The 17712-nt window shown below is 51.3% G+C and carries 14 protein-coding genes; 4 read left to right on the forward strand and 10 right to left on the reverse strand.

Going from position 1 to position 17712, the window contains the following annotated elements:
• Nucleotides 1-183: 183 nt before the first annotated feature.
• Nucleotides 184-2523 (reverse strand): ABC transporter permease, encoded by a 2340-nt coding sequence (locus PVOR_RS32425; protein WP_006213016.1) that lies wholly within the window; start codon nt 2521-2523, stop codon nt 184-186.
• 44 nt (nt 2524-2567) lie between these two features.
• Nucleotides 2568-3506 (reverse strand): ABC transporter ATP-binding protein, encoded by a 939-nt coding sequence (locus tag PVOR_RS28375; RefSeq protein ID WP_006213017.1) that lies wholly within the window; start codon nt 3504-3506, stop codon nt 2568-2570.
• 170 nt (nt 3507-3676) lie between these two features.
• On the opposite strand from PVOR_RS28375, the gene PVOR_RS28380 reads away from it, so the two are divergent.
• The gene (locus PVOR_RS28380) at nt 3677-4864 is read left to right on the forward strand and encodes a sensor histidine kinase (RefSeq protein WP_006213018.1); all 1188 of its coding nucleotides are present in this window, start codon (nt 3677-3679) and stop codon (nt 4862-4864) included.
• A gap of 37 nt (nt 4865-4901) precedes the next feature.
• Complete coding sequence (locus tag PVOR_RS28385) at nt 4902-5552, forward strand: response regulator (RefSeq protein WP_006213019.1); 651 nt, start codon at nt 4902-4904, stop codon at nt 5550-5552.
• Between the two features lie 82 nt (nt 5553-5634).
• Here the strand turns inward: PVOR_RS28385 and PVOR_RS28390 are convergent, their stop codons facing one another.
• From PVOR_RS28390 to ftsE, 5 genes are all read right to left on the reverse strand, one after another.
• A complete protein-coding gene (locus tag PVOR_RS28390; protein ID WP_006213020.1) occupies nt 5635-6954 on the reverse strand; it encodes a PDZ domain-containing protein in 1320 nt (439 codons plus the stop codon).
• 106 nt (nt 6955-7060) lie between these two features.
• Complete coding sequence (locus tag PVOR_RS28395; RefSeq protein ID WP_006213021.1) at nt 7061-8530, reverse strand: S41 family peptidase; 1470 nt, start codon at nt 8528-8530, stop codon at nt 7061-7063.
• A 131-nt stretch (nt 8531-8661) separates the two neighbouring features.
• On the reverse strand, nt 8662-9930 hold the full coding sequence (locus tag PVOR_RS28400) for a murein hydrolase activator EnvC family protein (RefSeq protein ID WP_006213022.1): 1269 nt from the start codon (nt 9928-9930) through the stop codon (nt 8662-8664).
• 27 nt (nt 9931-9957) lie between these two features.
• Nucleotides 9958-10866 carry a permease-like cell division protein FtsX gene (ftsX, locus tag PVOR_RS28405; RefSeq protein ID WP_006213024.1) on the reverse strand — a complete coding sequence of 303 codons (909 nt, stop codon included), beginning with the start codon at nt 10864-10866 and terminating at the stop codon, nt 9958-9960.
• Nucleotides 10856-11542: a cell division ATP-binding protein FtsE gene (gene ftsE, locus PVOR_RS28410; protein WP_006213025.1), complete on the reverse strand. Its 687-nt coding sequence runs from the start codon at nt 11540-11542 to the stop codon at nt 10856-10858. The genes ftsX and ftsE overlap by 11 nt, the downstream gene beginning before the upstream one ends.
• 206 nt (nt 11543-11748) lie before the next feature.
• Here ftsE and PVOR_RS28415 point away from each other — a divergent pair, with 206 nt between their 5' ends.
• A complete protein-coding gene (locus PVOR_RS28415) occupies nt 11749-13185 on the forward strand; it encodes a VanW family protein (RefSeq protein ID WP_006213026.1) in 1437 nt (478 codons plus the stop codon).
• 70 nt (nt 13186-13255) lie between these two features.
• On the opposite strand, the gene PVOR_RS28420 is transcribed toward PVOR_RS28415, so the two are convergent.
• Entirely contained in the window at nt 13256-13990 is a 735-nt protein-coding gene (locus tag PVOR_RS28420; RefSeq protein WP_006213027.1) for a hypothetical protein, read from the reverse strand.
• A 69-nt stretch (nt 13991-14059) separates the two neighbouring features.
• Nucleotides 14060-14788, reverse strand: coding sequence for a polymer-forming cytoskeletal protein (locus tag PVOR_RS28425; RefSeq protein ID WP_006213028.1), 729 nt, complete (start codon nt 14786-14788; stop codon nt 14060-14062).
• Nucleotides 14789-15083: 295 nt separating this feature from the next.
• On the opposite strand from PVOR_RS28425, the gene PVOR_RS28430 reads away from it, so the two are divergent.
• Nucleotides 15084-15857, forward strand: a complete 774-nt coding sequence (locus PVOR_RS28430) for an alpha/beta hydrolase (protein ID WP_006213029.1) — start codon at nt 15084-15086, stop codon at nt 15855-15857.
• A gap of 210 nt (nt 15858-16067) precedes the next feature.
• Here PVOR_RS28430 and argH read toward each other — a convergent pair whose 3' ends face one another.
• Entirely contained in the window at nt 16068-17483 is a 1416-nt protein-coding gene (gene argH, locus PVOR_RS28435) for an argininosuccinate lyase (protein ID WP_006213030.1), read from the reverse strand.
• Nucleotides 17484-17712 lie beyond the last annotated feature (229 nt).

Genomic DNA, 17712 nt, shown 5'->3' on the forward strand with positions numbered 1-17712 from the left:
ATGACTTGGGTACCGTGTTGTCGCAGCACACTTTATATTCCATGTAACAAGCGCCCGGCAGACTGAATCCATGTACATTCAGATCTGGCCAGGCGCTCTTTTTTATATGAAAATCACGAAACCCAATAATTATGCCGGCAACGACGATATCTCTGCAGTTAACAAGGATTTAAAGCCTTGCGCCTAGGCGCCATGCCCTGCCCCGCTCTCGCTTGGCCGCAAGACAACAGACCCTACAGCCAGCAGAATGACAGCCATCAGCCCAAGAACCGCAAGCGGCAAACCGATATCAGACAGCGTCCCCCCCGTAGCTGCCGTCTCCACCGCCTCGATCGCCCATTTTTGAGGAATGAAATTGGCGATTTTCTGCATGAAGTCCGGCATGATGGCAAGCGGCCAGAAGCATCCGCCCAGCATACAGGTCGGTGTGACGATCATGGAATTGATCATCGCCGCATTTTGCCCGTTCCGGATTAACCCGGCTACCGTGCTGGCAACCCCTAATGAGACCAGCATGAAAGCCATCAGAATGAGGAAGTGCAGCAATAACGGGATACCGTAATCATAACGGAGTACATACCGGCTGAGAACAAGCACAATCACCACCTGCAGCGAGCCGACTACCAAGCTGCCCAGGAAATTGCCCAGAGCAATTTGATAAGCTCGTACAGGTGCCGTATACATGCGCGATAATGTTCTCTGCCTGCGGTCATCCATAATCATGGATACCACGCTGGAGATCAGGGTCATCATAAACATCAGGGTAAATCCCGTAACGTTGGAGAGCCCCGGTCTGGCATATAAATTTAAATCGGTAACCTGCGTATCCACCCGGTTCTGTACAGACTGCCCGATCACCTCTTCCAATGCCATCATGGGATTCACACTTGGACCTGAGGTCTCCCGGATCAAGGCCGCAGTGCCGCTCAGGCGCGTTGCCGCTGAATCCGCCGTCATTCGAATCATAACCGAAGCTTCCGAGGTTGATATTTCGTACACCTTCACCGTTGACCATTGTCCTTCCAACAATGCATCGCTGAAGCCCTCCGGTATATAAACACCTACCGTGCTTTTATTCTCTATCAGCTCTTCCTTGAGCGTACTTTCGGTCACAGATTGCTTCAGTACATATTGTCCACTACGCTCCAGTTCGCTTATCAGGTATTGACCCGCGGGCCCCTCGTCCTCATTCACGTAGGAGACCAGAATGCTTGCGGCTGTCGTCTGCCCCATGAGAAACACCGTCAAAGTAACGACCACGCAAGGGACCAGCAGATAAACGATCCAGCCCCTTTTTCGCCCAAGCGTCCGCCTTACCATATGCCAGGCAATGGTCAAGCTATGCATGGTATCCCACCTTCCTATACATAAACATGGCTGCAGCGTCGACAAAGCTGCGGTAATAGCCGCCAGCATGCCGACACAGGTAATAATCAAATGCACTTCGCTATCCAGCATCATCCGGAGCATGCTCTGCATAGCCCAATGATTAACGGTGAAGGCTCCGATCTTCTGGAAGAACTCCATAGGCAGCGGCATGAAGCCTCCACTGACAAACGTCATGGCGATAATGATAGCCTGCATCAACCCTCTGGCCCCTGCAGCTGTCGAAGAAATTAGCGTTATGAACGTGGCAATGGTCATGGACGATAATGCAATTAATACACAGACCATCGTGAGCAGAAAGGGGTGAGGGCCCCATTTCACGCCATACAGCCACATGGACCCTAGCACGATGGCCGCTGCCTGTGCAAGTGTAATCAAAGTGCAGCCGATAATTTTCCCTGCAAATATGGTTCCGGGGGTCACCGGTGCGCTTTGCAGACGATAAAGAGTCTTGCTTTCCCGCTCTCCCAGCAGACTGCTGCTTGCCATCAGGCCCGAATATAGCAGAAACATAATCAGCATGGCCGCTGCGTAGTATTGCGCCGCCGAATACGTGGATTCTTTCTCACTCAGCTGCCCGATCGTAATGTTCGGTCCGGGTGTGGCCTCAACAGGCGCTGCGGCTTGTGCCGCAAGAACCTTATCTCGGCCCAGAACAACGGCCTCCGCCTGTTTGTGATTGGCATCTGCAATAAAGGTTTTAAAGATGGTGTCAGCCACCAGATTGAGATTACGGTCCCTTCCCGGCAGCAATTCAAGTTTTACTTCGTCTCCCTGGCCCATTCGTTCATCAAAAGAAGCTGGGGTCACTACCGCATAATCCACCTCGCCCCTGCGCAGCTTTCCTTCCGCCTCTTCACGGCTCGCAACGATCTCTTGTACCAGAATGTCTTGTAGTGCCGGTGTATTCATCAGAGCCTGAATGCTTTTTGGCAGTTGGCCCCCATCCGTAGGACTCAAGACAACTCCTACCCTGACCGGTTGTTGTTTAAATTCCTGATCATTACCGAACCAGCCCGAAAGTGCGTTGCCTAATATAAAAATAAGGATCAGCGGCAGCAAAAATTGGTTAATTAGCACCGAGCGGCTGGTAACCATCCGCCTCAGCTCAAACCAGGCGATAATCATCATATTCATCTCCGGTATTCCTCCTTCATAGATTCCCAGACGTGCGCATGTGATTAATCCCGGAGCGTCCGCCCGGTCAAACTGAGAAACAACGTTTCGAGGTCCGGCTCCTCACACTGCAAGGTTCGGAGAATGGTATCATGTTTACTGCAGATGAACAGGATATCCTGCAGCTCATTCTGGGCCGAAGGCACATAGACCTGAATCTCGCTGTCATTCTGCGTAACGCGCCTTACACGCGGATGAATCGTCAGTTGCTCGATCAAGTCCTGCGTTATCCCGTCTGCGGTAAGGAGGATTTTCTCCTCATGGGCGACACGCGCCCGAAGCTCCTGCTGCGTTCCGCAAGCGATGACATGACCTTGATCCATAATCGCCACCCGGTCACTGATCGCGGCAACTTCCTCCATGTAATGACTTGTATAGATAACGGTAGAGCCCATACGGTTCAGTGTCTTCACTGATTCCAAGATATGATTGCGCGACTGCGGATCAATTCCCACCGTTGGCTCATCCATGATAATAAGTTTCGGACGGTGCGTGATCGAGCAGGCAATGTTCAGTCTTCTCTTCATCCCGCCGGAGAAGGTTGACGGCCGTTCTTTAGCCTGGTCCTGCAGCCCGACAAACTCCAGTGCCTCCTCCACCCGTTCCTTCAGCAGATTGCCGCGCAGTCCATACAATTTCGCAAAAAAAGTGACATTGTCCCAAGCGGACATCTCTTCATATAGGGCCAGATCCTGCGGCACCAATCCGATTCTCCGCTTCACTTCCAGCGGCTGCTCTTCAATCGAGATACCGTCAACTTTAATGCTGCCCTGGTCCTTCGTGAGAAGCCCGCAGATCATGTTGATGGATGTGCTCTTGCCGGCCCCGTTCGGTCCGAGAAGCCCGAAGATCTCGCCTTCATTCACTTCCAGGTTCATATGGTCCACCGACAGCTTGCTACCGTATCGTTTCACGACATCTTTCATCTGCAGAAAGACCGCCATCATCACCAACTCCATTTCTTTCGTATCTATCCGTTAAGTTCATTTTATCTAAGACCCTCAGCTCTTGAAGGTAGAGGAAGTCACCTTATACGGGTGACGAAAGTCATCTCCTTATGTAAAACATCCTTGTGATATAATGAAGCCAATCGTGTGTACGGTTTGATTTTATTATGGAAAAGGGTGCTGATCGCATTGTGACCTCCCCACTCACCTATCTGCGCTACGGCCTGATTCTCCTTCCCGCTGCGGCTGATATCTTTCTGCAGCAGCTCGACTATTATGGAGAATACATGGTGTACTTTCTGCTCTTTCTGGCCCTTACAGTGTTAAGCCGCTTTGTACGATCCCCAGCCTATCTAAGAGCAGCGGTGCTGCTGGAGATGGCGCTGTCCCTGTGGTTATGCCATCAATACGGCTTCATGATGGTCTTCCTGTCCGTGTCTGCATTATGTGTCTATCTGCCCTTGTTTCAGGAGCGGTCAAGCAAATTCTGGATGGCAACCGCCCATCTCGTGCTGCTGAACATCGCCATTACCGATTATGATCCACTGCTGATTACAACGGCCAATCTCCTCTTTCTGTTTCTGGCCGTAACGTTCAGTCATATCCATCGGATGAATCAGAAACAAGTTGACCATATTCAGTTATACGACGAGCTCAAGAGACTTCATTTCCAGCAGGATGAGGCAGGTAGACAATTGCTGCAATTCGCGCATCAGGTAGAGAACGCGGCACAGGTGGAGGAACGCCACCGCATCTCGCGCCAGCTCCATGACGACATCGGCCACCGGCTGATTCGCGTCAAAATGATGATGGAAGCCGCCCTCCAAGTCGTACCTCATGATCCGGCCCGAGGTATGGATATGCTGCATCAGATCCGTGACCAGTTAGGACAGAGCATGGAGCAAATGCGCACGGCTGTAAAACAAATGAGCCCCGGCAGACGTATTGCTGACGATTATTCCTTGAGTCGGCTGCTTGAGGAAACGGGGAGGGAGACCGGAATCGAAACCGAACTTATCCTGCACGGCATGCCCTATCCGCTCTATCCTAGTCAGCAGGTGGTTCTGTATAAAAATGCCCGAGAAGCCATAACCAACGCCATCCGCCATGGCGAAGCCGGACGGGTTGAAATCTTGCTTCACTACGGGGAACAGGAAATTCGAATGGAGGTTTCCAATAACGGGGAGGTCAAAGAGACGGTCGCCCATGCGGCTGTCCCTGAACGTCAAGGCATCGGTCTAAGCGGCATGCTTGAACGAACTCAAGTTGTTGGTGGGACGTTAGAGATACGGGGAACGGCACCTTTTACCGTCATCACCCGGCTACCTGTCTATCGAAAGAGTGAGATTGTGTAATTCGATATCTATATTTTAGTAAAGGTCGTGGACATCCATGATATCAGTTCTGATTGTAGATGATGACCCGTTTATTCGAGAAAGTCTGAAGTTGCTGGTAGGGATGGACCCGGATATTGAAATCTCCGGTGTCGCGGCACACGGCGAAGAAGCTCTGGCTTTATTGGAGGGTGGGCTTACGGCAGACGTGATCCTCATGGACATCCGCATGCCGGTATGCGACGGCGTTGAAGGCACGCGGCGAATTCGCGAACAGCACCCGGGCATTCGGGTACTCATGCTGACGACATTCGATAATGATGATTACATTGTGGAAGCGCTGCGGAACGGGGCCAGCGGATATCTGCTCAAAAACATTCCGCCGGACCGGATCATCCAGGGTATCAAAACGGTATACGACGGTAACATGCTGATCCATCCGGATATTGCCCGCAAGCTGACCGGCATGCTCCGTCCTGCACCCCAATCGGTCTCCCAGTCTGATGTTCTTGGATCATTAGGTCTTACCCCGGCCGAGAAGAATATTGTCGGCCTTATTGCAGAAGGCCTGTCCAACAAGGAAATTGCCGGCCAGCTCTACTTAAGCGAAGGTACCATCAAGAACTACGTAACCGAAATATTAGGCAAGCTGAATCTTCGGGACCGGACGCAAATCGCTATTTTTTATCTAAAAAAAGTGCAGGCCTAGACCTTTTCGCATTCTGCGTTAGCTTATAAAGTCAAATAAAACAGGCCCTTGTCCATAGGACAAGGGCCTGTTAATTGTTCATTCACGAATGGAATCCTGCATCTTCGGAGCCACCGGGCGTCTTGCCCTCAGATGATCCTCGCTTGCTGCGAAGATGAAGTTTATTCGCTAGCAGGGTCAGCAAGCTTACCGGCTTCAAACCTACCGCTATGCCATCCCTCGGATCCGGAGCAACGATGGCTCCCAACTGATGATGATCGCCCGCGTAAATCGCACGCTGCAGGAACTTGCTCTCGCCTTGATGGTTCTGAACCTCCAGCTTACAGAAGGCCGAATTCTGCCGCAGCGCTCCATGCAGCTGCTCCTTGCTGTGAATCAGTTTGCCATTCACCTTCAGAATCGTCTCTCCCGCAAGAATGCCAAGCTCGCTTGCCGGGCTATCCGGAAGGACTGCGAGTACTCGCAGTCCACGAATCGGATGCACAAAGATCGGGCTTCGCTGCTGCTCTTCATAACGGCTGTACCACACCAAACCTTCATGGAGCAGCAGCGCTGATAATGCAGCCACGATCATAAGCGGCGTCCACCACTCGGCCAGCAGGCTCAATGCCAGCACGGTCGCCGCATAGAATACAAGCCGTTTCGCCGTAATTCCCGCCTTCTCCTGCGGCAGCATGCTCTGCGTCATTTCCCCGAAGCCAATCACGACCGGGAGCGCCATCATCGTAAAGCCGCCGCTCCAGGCATCGCCCCCGAAGAATGGGGTCCACGGCAGCACACTGCCTCCGCCAACCGCGGGGACAAGCAAGAACAGGGGCAGCGGCCAGAAGCTCTGCATATGATAGCCGCCCACAAGTCTGCCGCGCTTTCCTTCCAGAAACAGAGGGGTTGCAAAGCCCGAGCCTTGGAGCCTGACCAGCATGGCTTCTGCAAAGTGCAATACGGCGGATAAAGCCAGCAATGCCGGGATATCCAGACTAAGGATTGTCGTCGTTACATGGCTGATCCAGCCGTCTGGCTGCCAGTTCGGAAACCAGCCTAGGACGAACTGGAGGATGCCAAGCAGCCCGATGGAATAAGCAAAGCATAAATACCGAATATGAAACAGCATCAGAATCAGCGAAGTCACCCAAATGCATAGGATGGCTTCCAAACTTAACGATATACCCAGGAAGGCCACAACGATGGAAACGGCGATGCCTGCCAGCACCCCACCGAGAAACGTCCGCCAGGTCTGAATTCCCCAAGAATGCAGCTTCACATGGAACAGCTTACGCTCCACCAGCACCTGCCTTCGGTAAAACAGCATCACAAACAAAATCGAAATATAATAAAAGGGCTGCGTCAGCAGTTGTATGCCTGCCTCTATCCCATACATAAGCAGTTGTTTCAATGTCTCCAACAGCTTGCCACGCTCCTTTCAGCTCTAAAACGTAGTTCAAAATTCAAGAAACACTTCAACTGAACATGCACCTTAAAAGAAAAAAGAAGGCTAAAATTCAGCCTTCTTACTTGTTCGACGCCTTTGTGGCGATTTCCTTCCGAACCTCGGCAATTCCGCGATTCATTTGATTATCCTCTTTCGGATCCTGAATCTTCTCGATCAATGCGGCCTCCAATGCCTCGGCTGTCGCGGTATTAATAATACCATCCGCTTTCAGCTTATTCTTGCTCTGGAAGCTCTTGACCGCCTTCTCCGTATTCCGATCGAAGTAACCATCCGAACGCCCTGTCTTATAACCAACCGCTTCCAGCATGATCTGTGCGTTCTTGACATCGGTGCTGTTTGCATCGTACGCATAGGTTTTCTTCTTATCGATTGGTGCAACCGTGAAGTACTCCGGCTGCGACACCTTAATATCCGGTTCAATCCCCTTCTCATGGATCCAGGTTCCGTTAGGCGTCAACCACTTGGCAATTGTCACTTTCAGTAAACTTCCATCGCCAAGCTGCTTGTCAAAGCTGGTTTGAACGGTCCCTTTACCGAAGGAATGCTCGCCCATCAGGGTAGCTCCTGCAGATTGCTGCAGCGCGCCTGCCAGGATTTCGGACGCGCTCGCGCTTCCCTTGTTCATCAGCACCGTGATCGGATAGGATTTGGCTTCACCGTTCGAAGGATGCTTCTCCCGCTTCTTATCCTTATCCTCTACCTGAACAATCAGTTCGCCTTTAGGCACGAACTGCTCTGCAATATCGATCACCACGGACAATACGCCGCCCGGATTGTTCCGAACATCAATCAGCAGTCCCTTCATGCCCTGACCTTCCAGCTTCTTGAGTTCTTCTTCAAAGCGTTTGCCTGTATTCAGAGAGAATTGGGAAATCTCAATGACGCCGATACCGCCCTTCTCCATCCGGGCAGATACGGTTTCCAGATCGACATCATCGCGAACGATCACATACTCGATCGGCTGTTCGGATCCTGCACGCTTAATCTGAAGAACGGCCTTGGAGCCCTTAGGTCCGCGAATCTTGTTTACGGCCGCATTCAGCTCAAGCCCCTGCAAGGACTCGCCATTAACGGAAAGAATGGCATCTTTCGCCCGAATCCCTGCTTTATCGGCAGGAGATCCCTTGATCGGTGATACGACGATCACATTGCCGTCTACAGAGGAGACCTCGGCACCGATTCCCGTGAAGGAGCCTTCAATGCTCTCTTCAAACTGGGCTGCCGTCTCTTTTCCCATATAGTTGGAATACGGATCCTCCAGGGCTTCCATCATACCGTTGATGGCGCCGTCAATCAGCTTCGACCGGTCGATATCCTTGTAATAATTGCTTTCGATGAGGTCAATCGCTGTCCCCAATTTCTTCGCTTCAGACTGCTCCAGTCCATTCTTGTTCGCTATACTGGCCAGCAACCCCTCGCCGTCTCCGGTCTGACTGGGAGCAGGTAGCTGAGTCAAAGCCATCGTTAACAGTCCGCCGCACAACAGGGCAGCTATGACCAGAAAGACAGCCGTTCGTTTTTTCAGCAAGTACTTCACCGCCTTTGTACGTTTCAACTGCTAAACACACGGGGAATCCCGTCCACCTAGTATATGATTGGCTTGCCGGGAATATTTATACAGCGGTCTGAAGGTTATATAGTATCGGTCATAAGAATCAGTTACAGATACGGCGAAGGATTAACCGGTGATCCGTTGACCCGAACTTCAAAGTGAAGATGCGGTCCTGTGCTCTGGCCAGTGGAACCCACCTCGGCAATCTTCTGCCCTCTGGACACCTTGTCGCCTTCGCTGACCTTAATGCCGCCATTGCGGATATGTCCATATAAAGTCCACACACCGCCCCCATGATCAACAATAACACAGTTTCCGTAACCGCTCCACCACTCGGCCAAGATCACCGTGCCGCTCTCGGCTGCACGGATCTCGGTCCCTTGCGGAACAGCAAAATCCTGACCTGTATGCATCTTGCCGACTTCACCCGTTACCGGGTGCACGCGCGGTCCATAACCCGAAGAAAGTCTGGCACCGGAGACCGGAATCGCGAATGGGCCACCGTTTCCTGTGTATCCACCGCCGCCCTTGCTTCCGCCGAGGGTTGTCGCTTTCGCTCTCTTCGCTGCGGCCGCTTTGGCAGCCGCCGCTTTACGGGCTGCTTCCTCAGCAGCCAGCTTGTTCTTTTCCTTCTGCAGGTCGGAACGCTTGCTCGCCAGGGCAACCAGCATTTTATCCTGCTCCTCAGTCAAGATGTCAGCATCCTCGATATCCTGATCGTACTGGGCCAGAAGAACGCGCTTCTCCTGTTCCTTCTCGTTCAGAATGCTCTTGCGGTCTTCCATCTGACCATACAGATCTTTGGCTGTAGCATATTGGCCTTCAAGTTCCTTCTTCTTATCAATGACCAGCAGCTTGTCCTGCTTATGCTGTACGAGCAGATCCTGGTCCTGATCCACGATGGATTTCAACGAATCCGCGCGCTCAATGAAATCACTGAAGCTGGTCGAGGAGAGCAGCACATCCAGATAGGATACCTGACCATCCATATAAATGAGACGAATCCGGGATTCCAACAGCTTTTCACGGGATGCGATGCGCTCCTCCGCCGCTTCAAGCTCCTTTGTTGTTTTTTTCAAGGAATCTTCCGTTTGGTCGATCTTCACGGAAATTTTGGTTAATTCATTACTGACGATACTGATTTGCTCCATGACGTATTTCAGGTTCTGGTTCGTTTTATTCTTATAATGCTGGGCTTCTTGTTTATCATCCGCAGCCTTGTTCTTCTGTTGCCGTGCTTGCTTGACCTGCTCCTGAAGCATTCTCAACTCTTTATCTACGTCGGCAGTGGTCTTCTTCTCAGCTTGTCCGACATTCGGTTGGATCATAACAGTGGCCAGTAATAAGGCTGCTACTCCTGCGGCGATTTTCTTCAAGTTTCGCTCCCCATCCTTTACCTTGTTTTATACTTTCAAAAATTTACGAATCGACATGGTACTTCCCCAGACGCCAATCACGATACCCAGCCCAACAATGATGGAGCCGATCAGCGGCCACAAATCCCCCAGCGGGATTAGGCTCTGTGCCAGCGTGATATCGGTTTGCGATGCAGCGTACAAACGATCGTAACCTACAAACAGCAGAACAACCGTTACAATCGACCCAAGCAGGCCGATCATGGCACCTTCTACGAAAAATGGCCAGCGGATAAAGTTGTTCGTGGCGCCAACAAGCTTCATAATCCCAATCTCCCGGCGGCGTGCTAGAATCGTAACGCGAATAGTGTTCGAGATCAGGAACATGGACATCAGACCGAGTCCTGCTACGAAAATAAACCCGATATTCCGAACCGTCTTCGTAATCTTAAACAGGGTCTCTACCGTTCCTTCGCCGTACTTGACGCGCAGGATCGGCTCCTCCGTATACTTCTGGTTCAGCGCTGTAATCTTGTCGGCTACAAAGCCGACCGTTGTTGGCTGAATGACGGAAACCTCAAATGCATCCGGCAGCGGATTCTGGTCCTTCTCGCTGAAGCCTTCCACCCATTCCGAGCCCAGGCTTTCCTCAAGCTCCTTCATTCCATCTTCCTTGGACACAAACTTTACGGCACTAACCTCCGGCATAGCCTCGATTTCACCCTTGATGGTTTCACGCAGCTTTTCATCCACGTTGAGATTTAAGTAAGTATTGATCTGCACATTGCTATCTGCTTTATCGGCTAATGCGTTAACATTCATGACTAACAGCATGAAAACACCCAGTATAAACAAAGACACCACGATGGAAGTAATCGATGCGACCGACATCCATCCGTTCCGGAAAACGCTCTTCGCCCCTTCCCGCAAGTGCCGCAAGAAGGTTCTAAAATTCATACCCGTAATCTCCTCTCTGCTGGTCACGGACGATCTGTCCATGCTCAATCGCAAGGACGCGTTTGCGCATGGTGTTGACGATATCCCGGTTGTGGGTTGCCATCACAATGGTGGTTCCCCTGAAATTAATCTCATCCAGCAGCTGCATGATCCCCCAGGAGGTTTCCGGGTCCAGGTTGCCGGTAGGCTCGTCCGCAATAATGACGGACGGGTTATTCACGATGGCTCTTGCAATCGCGATTCGCTGCTGCTCACCGCCCGAGAGCTGGGAAGGCTCGCGGCCAGCCTTGGCTTTCAAGCCCACAAGCTCCAGCACCTCCATCACCCGTCTCTTGATGAGACGCTGCGGCGCCTCGATAACTTCCATGGCAAAAGCTACATTTTCGTAAGCAGTCAGCTTGGGCAGCAGGCGATAATCCTGAAAAATAACCCCAATATTTCGGCGAACATAGGGGATTTTTCGCTGCTTCAGCTTCCCGATATTAAATCCGTTAACCGAAATTTGCCCCTTGGTGGGCACTTCTTCTCTATAGATAAGTTTCATAAATGTCGATTTGCCTGCACCCGAAGGTCCGACAACATAGACGAATTCATTACGATTGATCTTTACGGAAACTCCTTGAAGCGCATGGGCGCCGCTTGGATAGGTCTTCCATACGTCCTGCATTTCAATCACTTCATCACTTCCCAATCCATAATTAGCCATTATACTTTCGACAGTATCCATCGAATTCCTTTAAAATCCATGAAAAATCCTCACGACATCGTCTATTGTAACAAATTTGTTACCTTTTGAGTACCCGAAAGTTTAAGCCCACCGTGACATATACATGAACAAGTGCACGAACTGCGGCCAATACGAAGTTAAGAAGGTGGTTTCCAATGAAAAAAATTCATCTCGGTCTCATCATTGTCATCAGTTTTGCTCTTCTCCTCTCCGTCGGATTCGGTCTGTTGACGATGTATGTGAATCAGAAGGAACTCCCGAAGGGGGTCGTTCTCTCCGGCTGGCAGGTAGGCGGCAAACCCGCCGATGAGGTGCTCGCCGAGCTGGATCAACGGCTGCAAGCGATGAGTACGATGAAGGTGAAGCTGGCGGCGGAGGCCTTGAAGGGTCACACGGAAAGTTTTAGTCTGCAAGATGCCGGTGTTCAGTTCAGCGCAGCCGATTTTCAGGATGCCATAGCCAAGATGTCTGAAGGATCACTGTGGGATCAGGTACTGTACAGACGCCATTTTCAATTGGAGTGGCATATATCAACCGACTGGAACCGCGATACGTTGAAGAAGCGGCTGAATGAAGACTGGCAAAAGGAGCGCTTTGGCGAACCGGTCAATGCGGTCCGAAGCATTTCCGGTGATGACGTTGTCCGCTATACCCCGGAGAAGACGGCCTACCGCATCGAGTGGGCGGCTTTCTATGAAGGGTTCAGCGCTGCGCTTCCGGATGAACGCCAGTTTACAGAGCCGAGAGGCGATGAAGAAATCACGGTACAGCTGCCCTTGATCCGTCAGAAGCCCCCGGTTACAGTAAAATCGCTGCAGGATGAAGGGGTGGAGCGTAAAATCATCGAATTCTCCACTGATCTTGGCTCCAGCGGACCCGGACGGGTTCATAACGTAACCGCGGCTGCCAAAGCCGTGGACGGGATGATTTTGAAGCCGGGCGATGAATTCAATTATGCTCATGTTATAGATACCGCGAAGAAGGAGTACGGATTTGAAGAAGCTCCCGTTATCGTTAACGGCAAGCTTGTCCCGGGCATAGGCGGCGGGATCTGCCAGGTATCCAGCACGGTCTATCATGCTGCTCTGCTCCTGGGCCTGGATATAACCGAACGGCGCAATCATTCCCTTCCGGTCAGCTACCTGCCCAAGGGGCAGGACGCCACCTTTGCCGAGGGCGCCATTAACTTCAGGTTCCGGAACAACACAGGCAAACATCTGCTGATCCTTTCCAGCGTGTCAGACGGAAAATTAACCCTGAAGATGTTCGGTACCTTCCCGGAGAATACGGAGTATGGACTGGTATCCACCACCATCGAAACCCTGCCTTCCCCAGAGAAGGTCATCCATAATACCACACTGCCGCCAGGACTCAAGCAGGTAGTCCAGAACGGGAAACCTGGCTATGTGGTCGAAACCTACCGAACCAAGAAAGTGAACGGCAAGGTCGTGGAGAACGTGAAGATATCCAAAGACACTTACCGCGCGCAAAACAGCATCGTTGCGATCAATCCAAAAAACGAAGTCCAGATGCCGGAAGCAAAAGAATCGCCAAAAGAGGAAGTGGTTGAAGACGGAATCAGTACACCTTAAACATTGACATAACTGAAAAAAAGCCCGTATACGCGAACTCACGCGAATACGGGGCTTTTAGCCTTAAAAATCATATGGAATCTATTTTATAAAAATCTTTGACAACGGCCTTGGCATCTGCACTGAAAGTCTCGGTATATTCCACCCGGTCTATGGTGCAGCCTTTACCAATATGCACTCGGCTGCCCCTGACAACAGACGCTCTCGTATTCTCCAAGCGAATCTCCTCGCCTACGATCCGCTCGGCATTCAGATGCCCCCTGCGGGATGAATGAAACAACTTCGCCAGCTTCGTCGGCGCTACCGTGATCATGCGGCTTCGAATTTCAGGGACACTTGAAATTTGCTTGATTAACGTTAAGTTCAATTCCCTGGCCTGTACGTGCCCATTCACGCTTAGCGTTCCCCGAACCGTCATCTGTTCTGCTTCCACATTGCCTTGAACGGTAACCGTGCCATTCACGACCCCCTTGACGAAGAACAGATCCATCCCTGTACTCAGATCTCCATTCATACCAATGTGGCTGATCCTTGCGTTTCTCCCAGCATCAAGACTCCCGTTAATGCGGATACGCTCCATTTCTACATGGTCAGAGACCTTTAGATGACCGTTAACCCGTGCCAGCCTTCCGAGCAGGCTTCCATTGACAATGGCGCTTCCATTACAGCGCAGCAGATGGCAATCAGTATCTCCGTTAATGACACCTTCGCCGTTAATTCGCAGCCTTCCCACGACACCGCCGCCAACGGTTCCGTCACCCATAATAGAAATACCGGGTCTTTCCACAGCCGTATCATTAACCACTCTTCGCCGCCTCCTTGATTCCCACCTAATCGGCCTTAACCTGAATGCTTATGGCATGGTTAAACTAACTTAAAACCGCCGGGATGCTTTGACTTCTGCCTCCGGATGCTGCGTCAATTCGTCTCTGTATTCCACTTGCCTTACCTCGCATCCTTTGCCGAGAATCACCCGGTTACCGCGGACAATATCGGCCTCGATATATTCTAAATCCAAGATATCCCCTTCAATAATCCGTGCCTCTACCCGCGCTCCCTTTAATGGCAGGGACAGCATTTCCCAGAGGCGCTTCCCCTTCTTGCGGATGGTAATCCGGTCTCCCACGATTTCTTGAGCGGAACAGCGACCAAACACTCGAATATCCGCTGTTCCTACATGCAGACGGCCATCAATCTTAAAGCCTCCCTTAAGCGTGGCCGACTCACTCCGAACATCCCCACGGCTTCGCAAATTTCCGTTCACTTCAAGCCTCTCGGATTCCGAATCTCCGTGAATGCTGCAATGTCCGCCAATAACAATAGAACGGCAGCGCAACCCTTCCTTCAGACTCAAGCTGCCGGCAACATTCAGTTCTTCGGCGTCTACAGCTCCCTTGATGCTTCCCGAACCGTTAACGCGAATTGTACGTGCGGCTACAGCTCCATTCACACTCATCGTTCCGTTACCTATTAATTCCTCGCAATCCAGATTTCCGTTCACCTGCCCTGCACCATCAATTCTCACCTTGTTATACTGACCGCCGCTTGAAGTTCCCGTTCCCGATATTTTCAGGTCAGACAAGTTTTCGTTATGTGGTATCATGTTAATCCTCCTCTGGATTTAAAAGTAATGACCGTATATATATCAGCTACTGCCTGCAACGTTATTTATTTCTCAAGTATTTTTCATTACTTTGCACCGTTTAAAGTCATAATCTCCCTCTAAGATACCATAGTGTTGCTATTCATAAAACAGCCCGATGACGGAACTTAGTCTCGGTCTTGAGACCGAGGCATTTTCATACGAATTTCTTGGAGAATGGGCAAATAATTATGATATGATTCTGATATGCACGTCGTTGATCTCTCATATGTAAAAATGAAAGGGGATACATATCATGGCTCTTATGACTTGTCGCTTTTTTTCGGAGGTTCTCGGTCTCAGCACGTCCATGACCGTCATTCTTCCTCAGCAAACCACATCACAGATCGGGATGACCAACCATGCCAAAAGCGGGCTTCATCCAACGCTGTTCCTGCTGCATGGTTTATCTGACGATGATTCCATTTGGCTGCGCAGAACCTCCATCGAACGCTATGTCGCCGAGATGGGCATTGCTGTTGTTATGCCGCAAGTACACCGCAGCTTCTATACGGACATGGAATACGGAGGTAAGTACTGGACCTTCATCAGCAAAGAACTTCCGGCCATAGCCCGTTCTTTCTTCCCGCTGTCGCATGCCAGAGAAGATAACTTCGTTGCAGGCTTATCCATGGGCGGGTACGGTGCATTCAAGCTGGCGCTGCGCTGTCCGGAATCTTTTGCCGCGGCGGCCAGTTTGTCTGGAGCACTCGACATGGCAGGTCATATCGAAAGAAATGAAGCCTTGTTTGAGCACCAATTAGTCTACGGAGAACGGGACATTACCGGCACCGACAACGACCTGCTGTGGCTGCTTCAGGAAGTGGACCGCATGGAAGGGCCAAAACCCCTCCTGTATCAATGCTGCGGAACGGAAGACTTCCTGTATCAGGACAATCAGGCCTTCCGCAAAGCTTGTGAAGGAACGTCCCTTGATTTCACATATCAGGAGGGACCGGGCGGCCATGATTGGGGCTATTGGGATACCCACATTCAGGACGTGCTGAAGTGGCTTCCACTGAAGGCCTGAGAAACAGAAACTATGACATGAGAATACCGAGGCGCTGATTGGTTGAGCGAAGTATCCATGGAGCTATGCCTGCTTCGAATCGGGATTCGAAAGCCTGTACCTGCTGCCTGCTTCTCATGCTTATGATACAAAAAAAGATGGATCGGCACATGGTTTGTGCTGATCCATCTTTTTTTATTTTAACCATGCCCTCTGTGTACGTTACTCTACTTACTCTACGTTTCCTTGACGAACGTTCAGCCACTCTTCCGTCGCTTGTTGTGTCTGTACGGAACGCTCGATCGCAGCCTTCACCTGACTGGTTGCCGTACCACCGTACACATTACGCGCATTAACCACCGTCTCGGGCTGAAGCACATCGTAGATGGAGTCATCGAACAGCTCCGAGAACTGCTTGAATTCTTCCAGCGTCAGGTCCAGCAAGTACTTGCTGTTCTGAATGCAGTACAATACCGTCTTGCCGATCACTTCATGCGCCTGACGGAATGGAAGTCCCTTGCCGACCAGGAAGTCCGCAATATCCGTTGCGTTGGAGAAGTCGGTATTCACCGCCTCCCGCATGCGGCCCTTGTTGACCTTCATCGTTGCGATCATCGGAGCAAACAGCTGCAGTGCACCTTCCAGCGTGGCCACCGTGTCAAACATGCCCTCTTTGTCTTCCTGCATATCCTTATTGTAAGCAAGCGGAAGCGACTTGAGGACGGTAAGCAGGCCCATCAGGTTGCCGTATACCCGACCGGTTTTGCCGCGGACAAGCTCAGGCACATCCGGATTCTTCTTCTGCGGCATAATGCTGCTGCCTGTGCAGAACGCATCGTCAAGCTCGATGAAATTGAACTCCGTGCTGCTCCAGAGCACCAGCTCCTCGCTTAAGCGAGACAAGTGCATCATGATGATGGATGCATCCGAGAGGAATTCCAGAATAAAATCACGGTCGCTGACCGCATCCAGACTGTTCTCGTAAACGCCGTCAAATCCAAGCTGCTCCGCCACGAAATGACGGTCAATCGGGAACGTTGTGCCGGCAAGCGCACCCGCTCCAAGCGGAAGCACGTTAATGCGCTTGTAGCTGTCGATCAAGCGGTCGATATCCCGCTGGAACATGGACACGTAAGCCATCAAATGATGAGCGAACAAAATCGGCTGTGCACGCTGCAGATGCGTATACCCTGGAATGATCGTATCCAGGTTATCCTTCGCTTGTCCGATCAAGGCGGTCTGCAGCTCATGCAGCATACCAGTCAACGCCACAACACGGTTACGCAGGTACAGATGCATGTCTGTAGCCACCTGATCGTTGCGGCTGCGGCCTGTGTGCAGTTTGCCGCCGACAGGTCCGACTTCGTCGATCAGATTTTTCTCGATATTCATATGAATATCCTCATCCGATACAGAGAACGCAATGCTGCCTTCACGAATGCGCTCCAGCACCTTGTTCAAGCCTGCCTTGATCGTCTCCACATCCTCTGCCGGCACGATGCCGCATTTGCCCAGCATGGACACATGCGCAAGGCTTCCCTGAATGTCCTCCTCAGCCAGCTGTTTGTCAAAACCGATGGATGCCGTATACTCCTCCACCAATGCGTTGGTCTGCTTCGTAAAGCGTCCGCCCCATAACTTGCTCACAACACTTGCCCCTCTCTGTTTAAGGCAGAGGGCCGCTTCCCGCTAGAAAGCTCCCTGTTTCCCGGTAGTCACGAGAAACATCGGAGCTCCCAAGCATGAAAACGGCCTTCAGCCTGTTCATTACTTCTCAATCCATACATCTGTACTTGGTCTATTGCCAAATCCATGAACAAACCATGCTATATGCTTCAAAGTCGCATGTCTCAGCCCGCGTGCTTAGTGCAAGCAT

Source organism: Paenibacillus vortex V453, assembly GCF_000193415.1.
Classification (GTDB): Bacteria; Bacillota; Bacilli; order Paenibacillales; family Paenibacillaceae; genus Paenibacillus_AQ; species Paenibacillus_AQ glucanolyticus.

Bases quoted from the DNA above. Each gene is read 5' to 3' on its own strand.
- PVOR_RS28425 (WP_006213028.1), bottom strand. From the start codon at position 14,788: ATGATACCACATAACGAAAACTTGTCTGACCTGAAAATATCGGGAACG.
- PVOR_RS32425 (WP_006213016.1), bottom strand. From the start codon at position 2,523: ATGAATATGATGATTATCGCCTGGTTTGAGCTGAGGCGGATGGTTACC.
- ftsX (WP_006213024.1), bottom strand. From the start codon at position 10,866: ATGAATTTTAGAACCTTCTTGCGGCACTTGCGGGAAGGGGCGAAGAGC.
- PVOR_RS28415 (WP_006213026.1), top strand. From the start codon at position 11,749: ATGAAAAAAATTCATCTCGGTCTCATCATTGTCATCAGTTTTGCTCTT.
- PVOR_RS28375 (WP_006213017.1), bottom strand. From the start codon at position 3,506: ATGGCGGTCTTTCTGCAGATGAAAGATGTCGTGAAACGATACGGTAGC.
- PVOR_RS28430 (WP_006213029.1), top strand. From the start codon at position 15,084: ATGGCTCTTATGACTTGTCGCTTTTTTTCGGAGGTTCTCGGTCTCAGC.
- PVOR_RS28380 (WP_006213018.1), top strand. From the start codon at position 3,677: ATGGAAAAGGGTGCTGATCGCATTGTGACCTCCCCACTCACCTATCTG.
- PVOR_RS28385 (WP_006213019.1), top strand. From the start codon at position 4,902: ATGATATCAGTTCTGATTGTAGATGATGACCCGTTTATTCGAGAAAGT.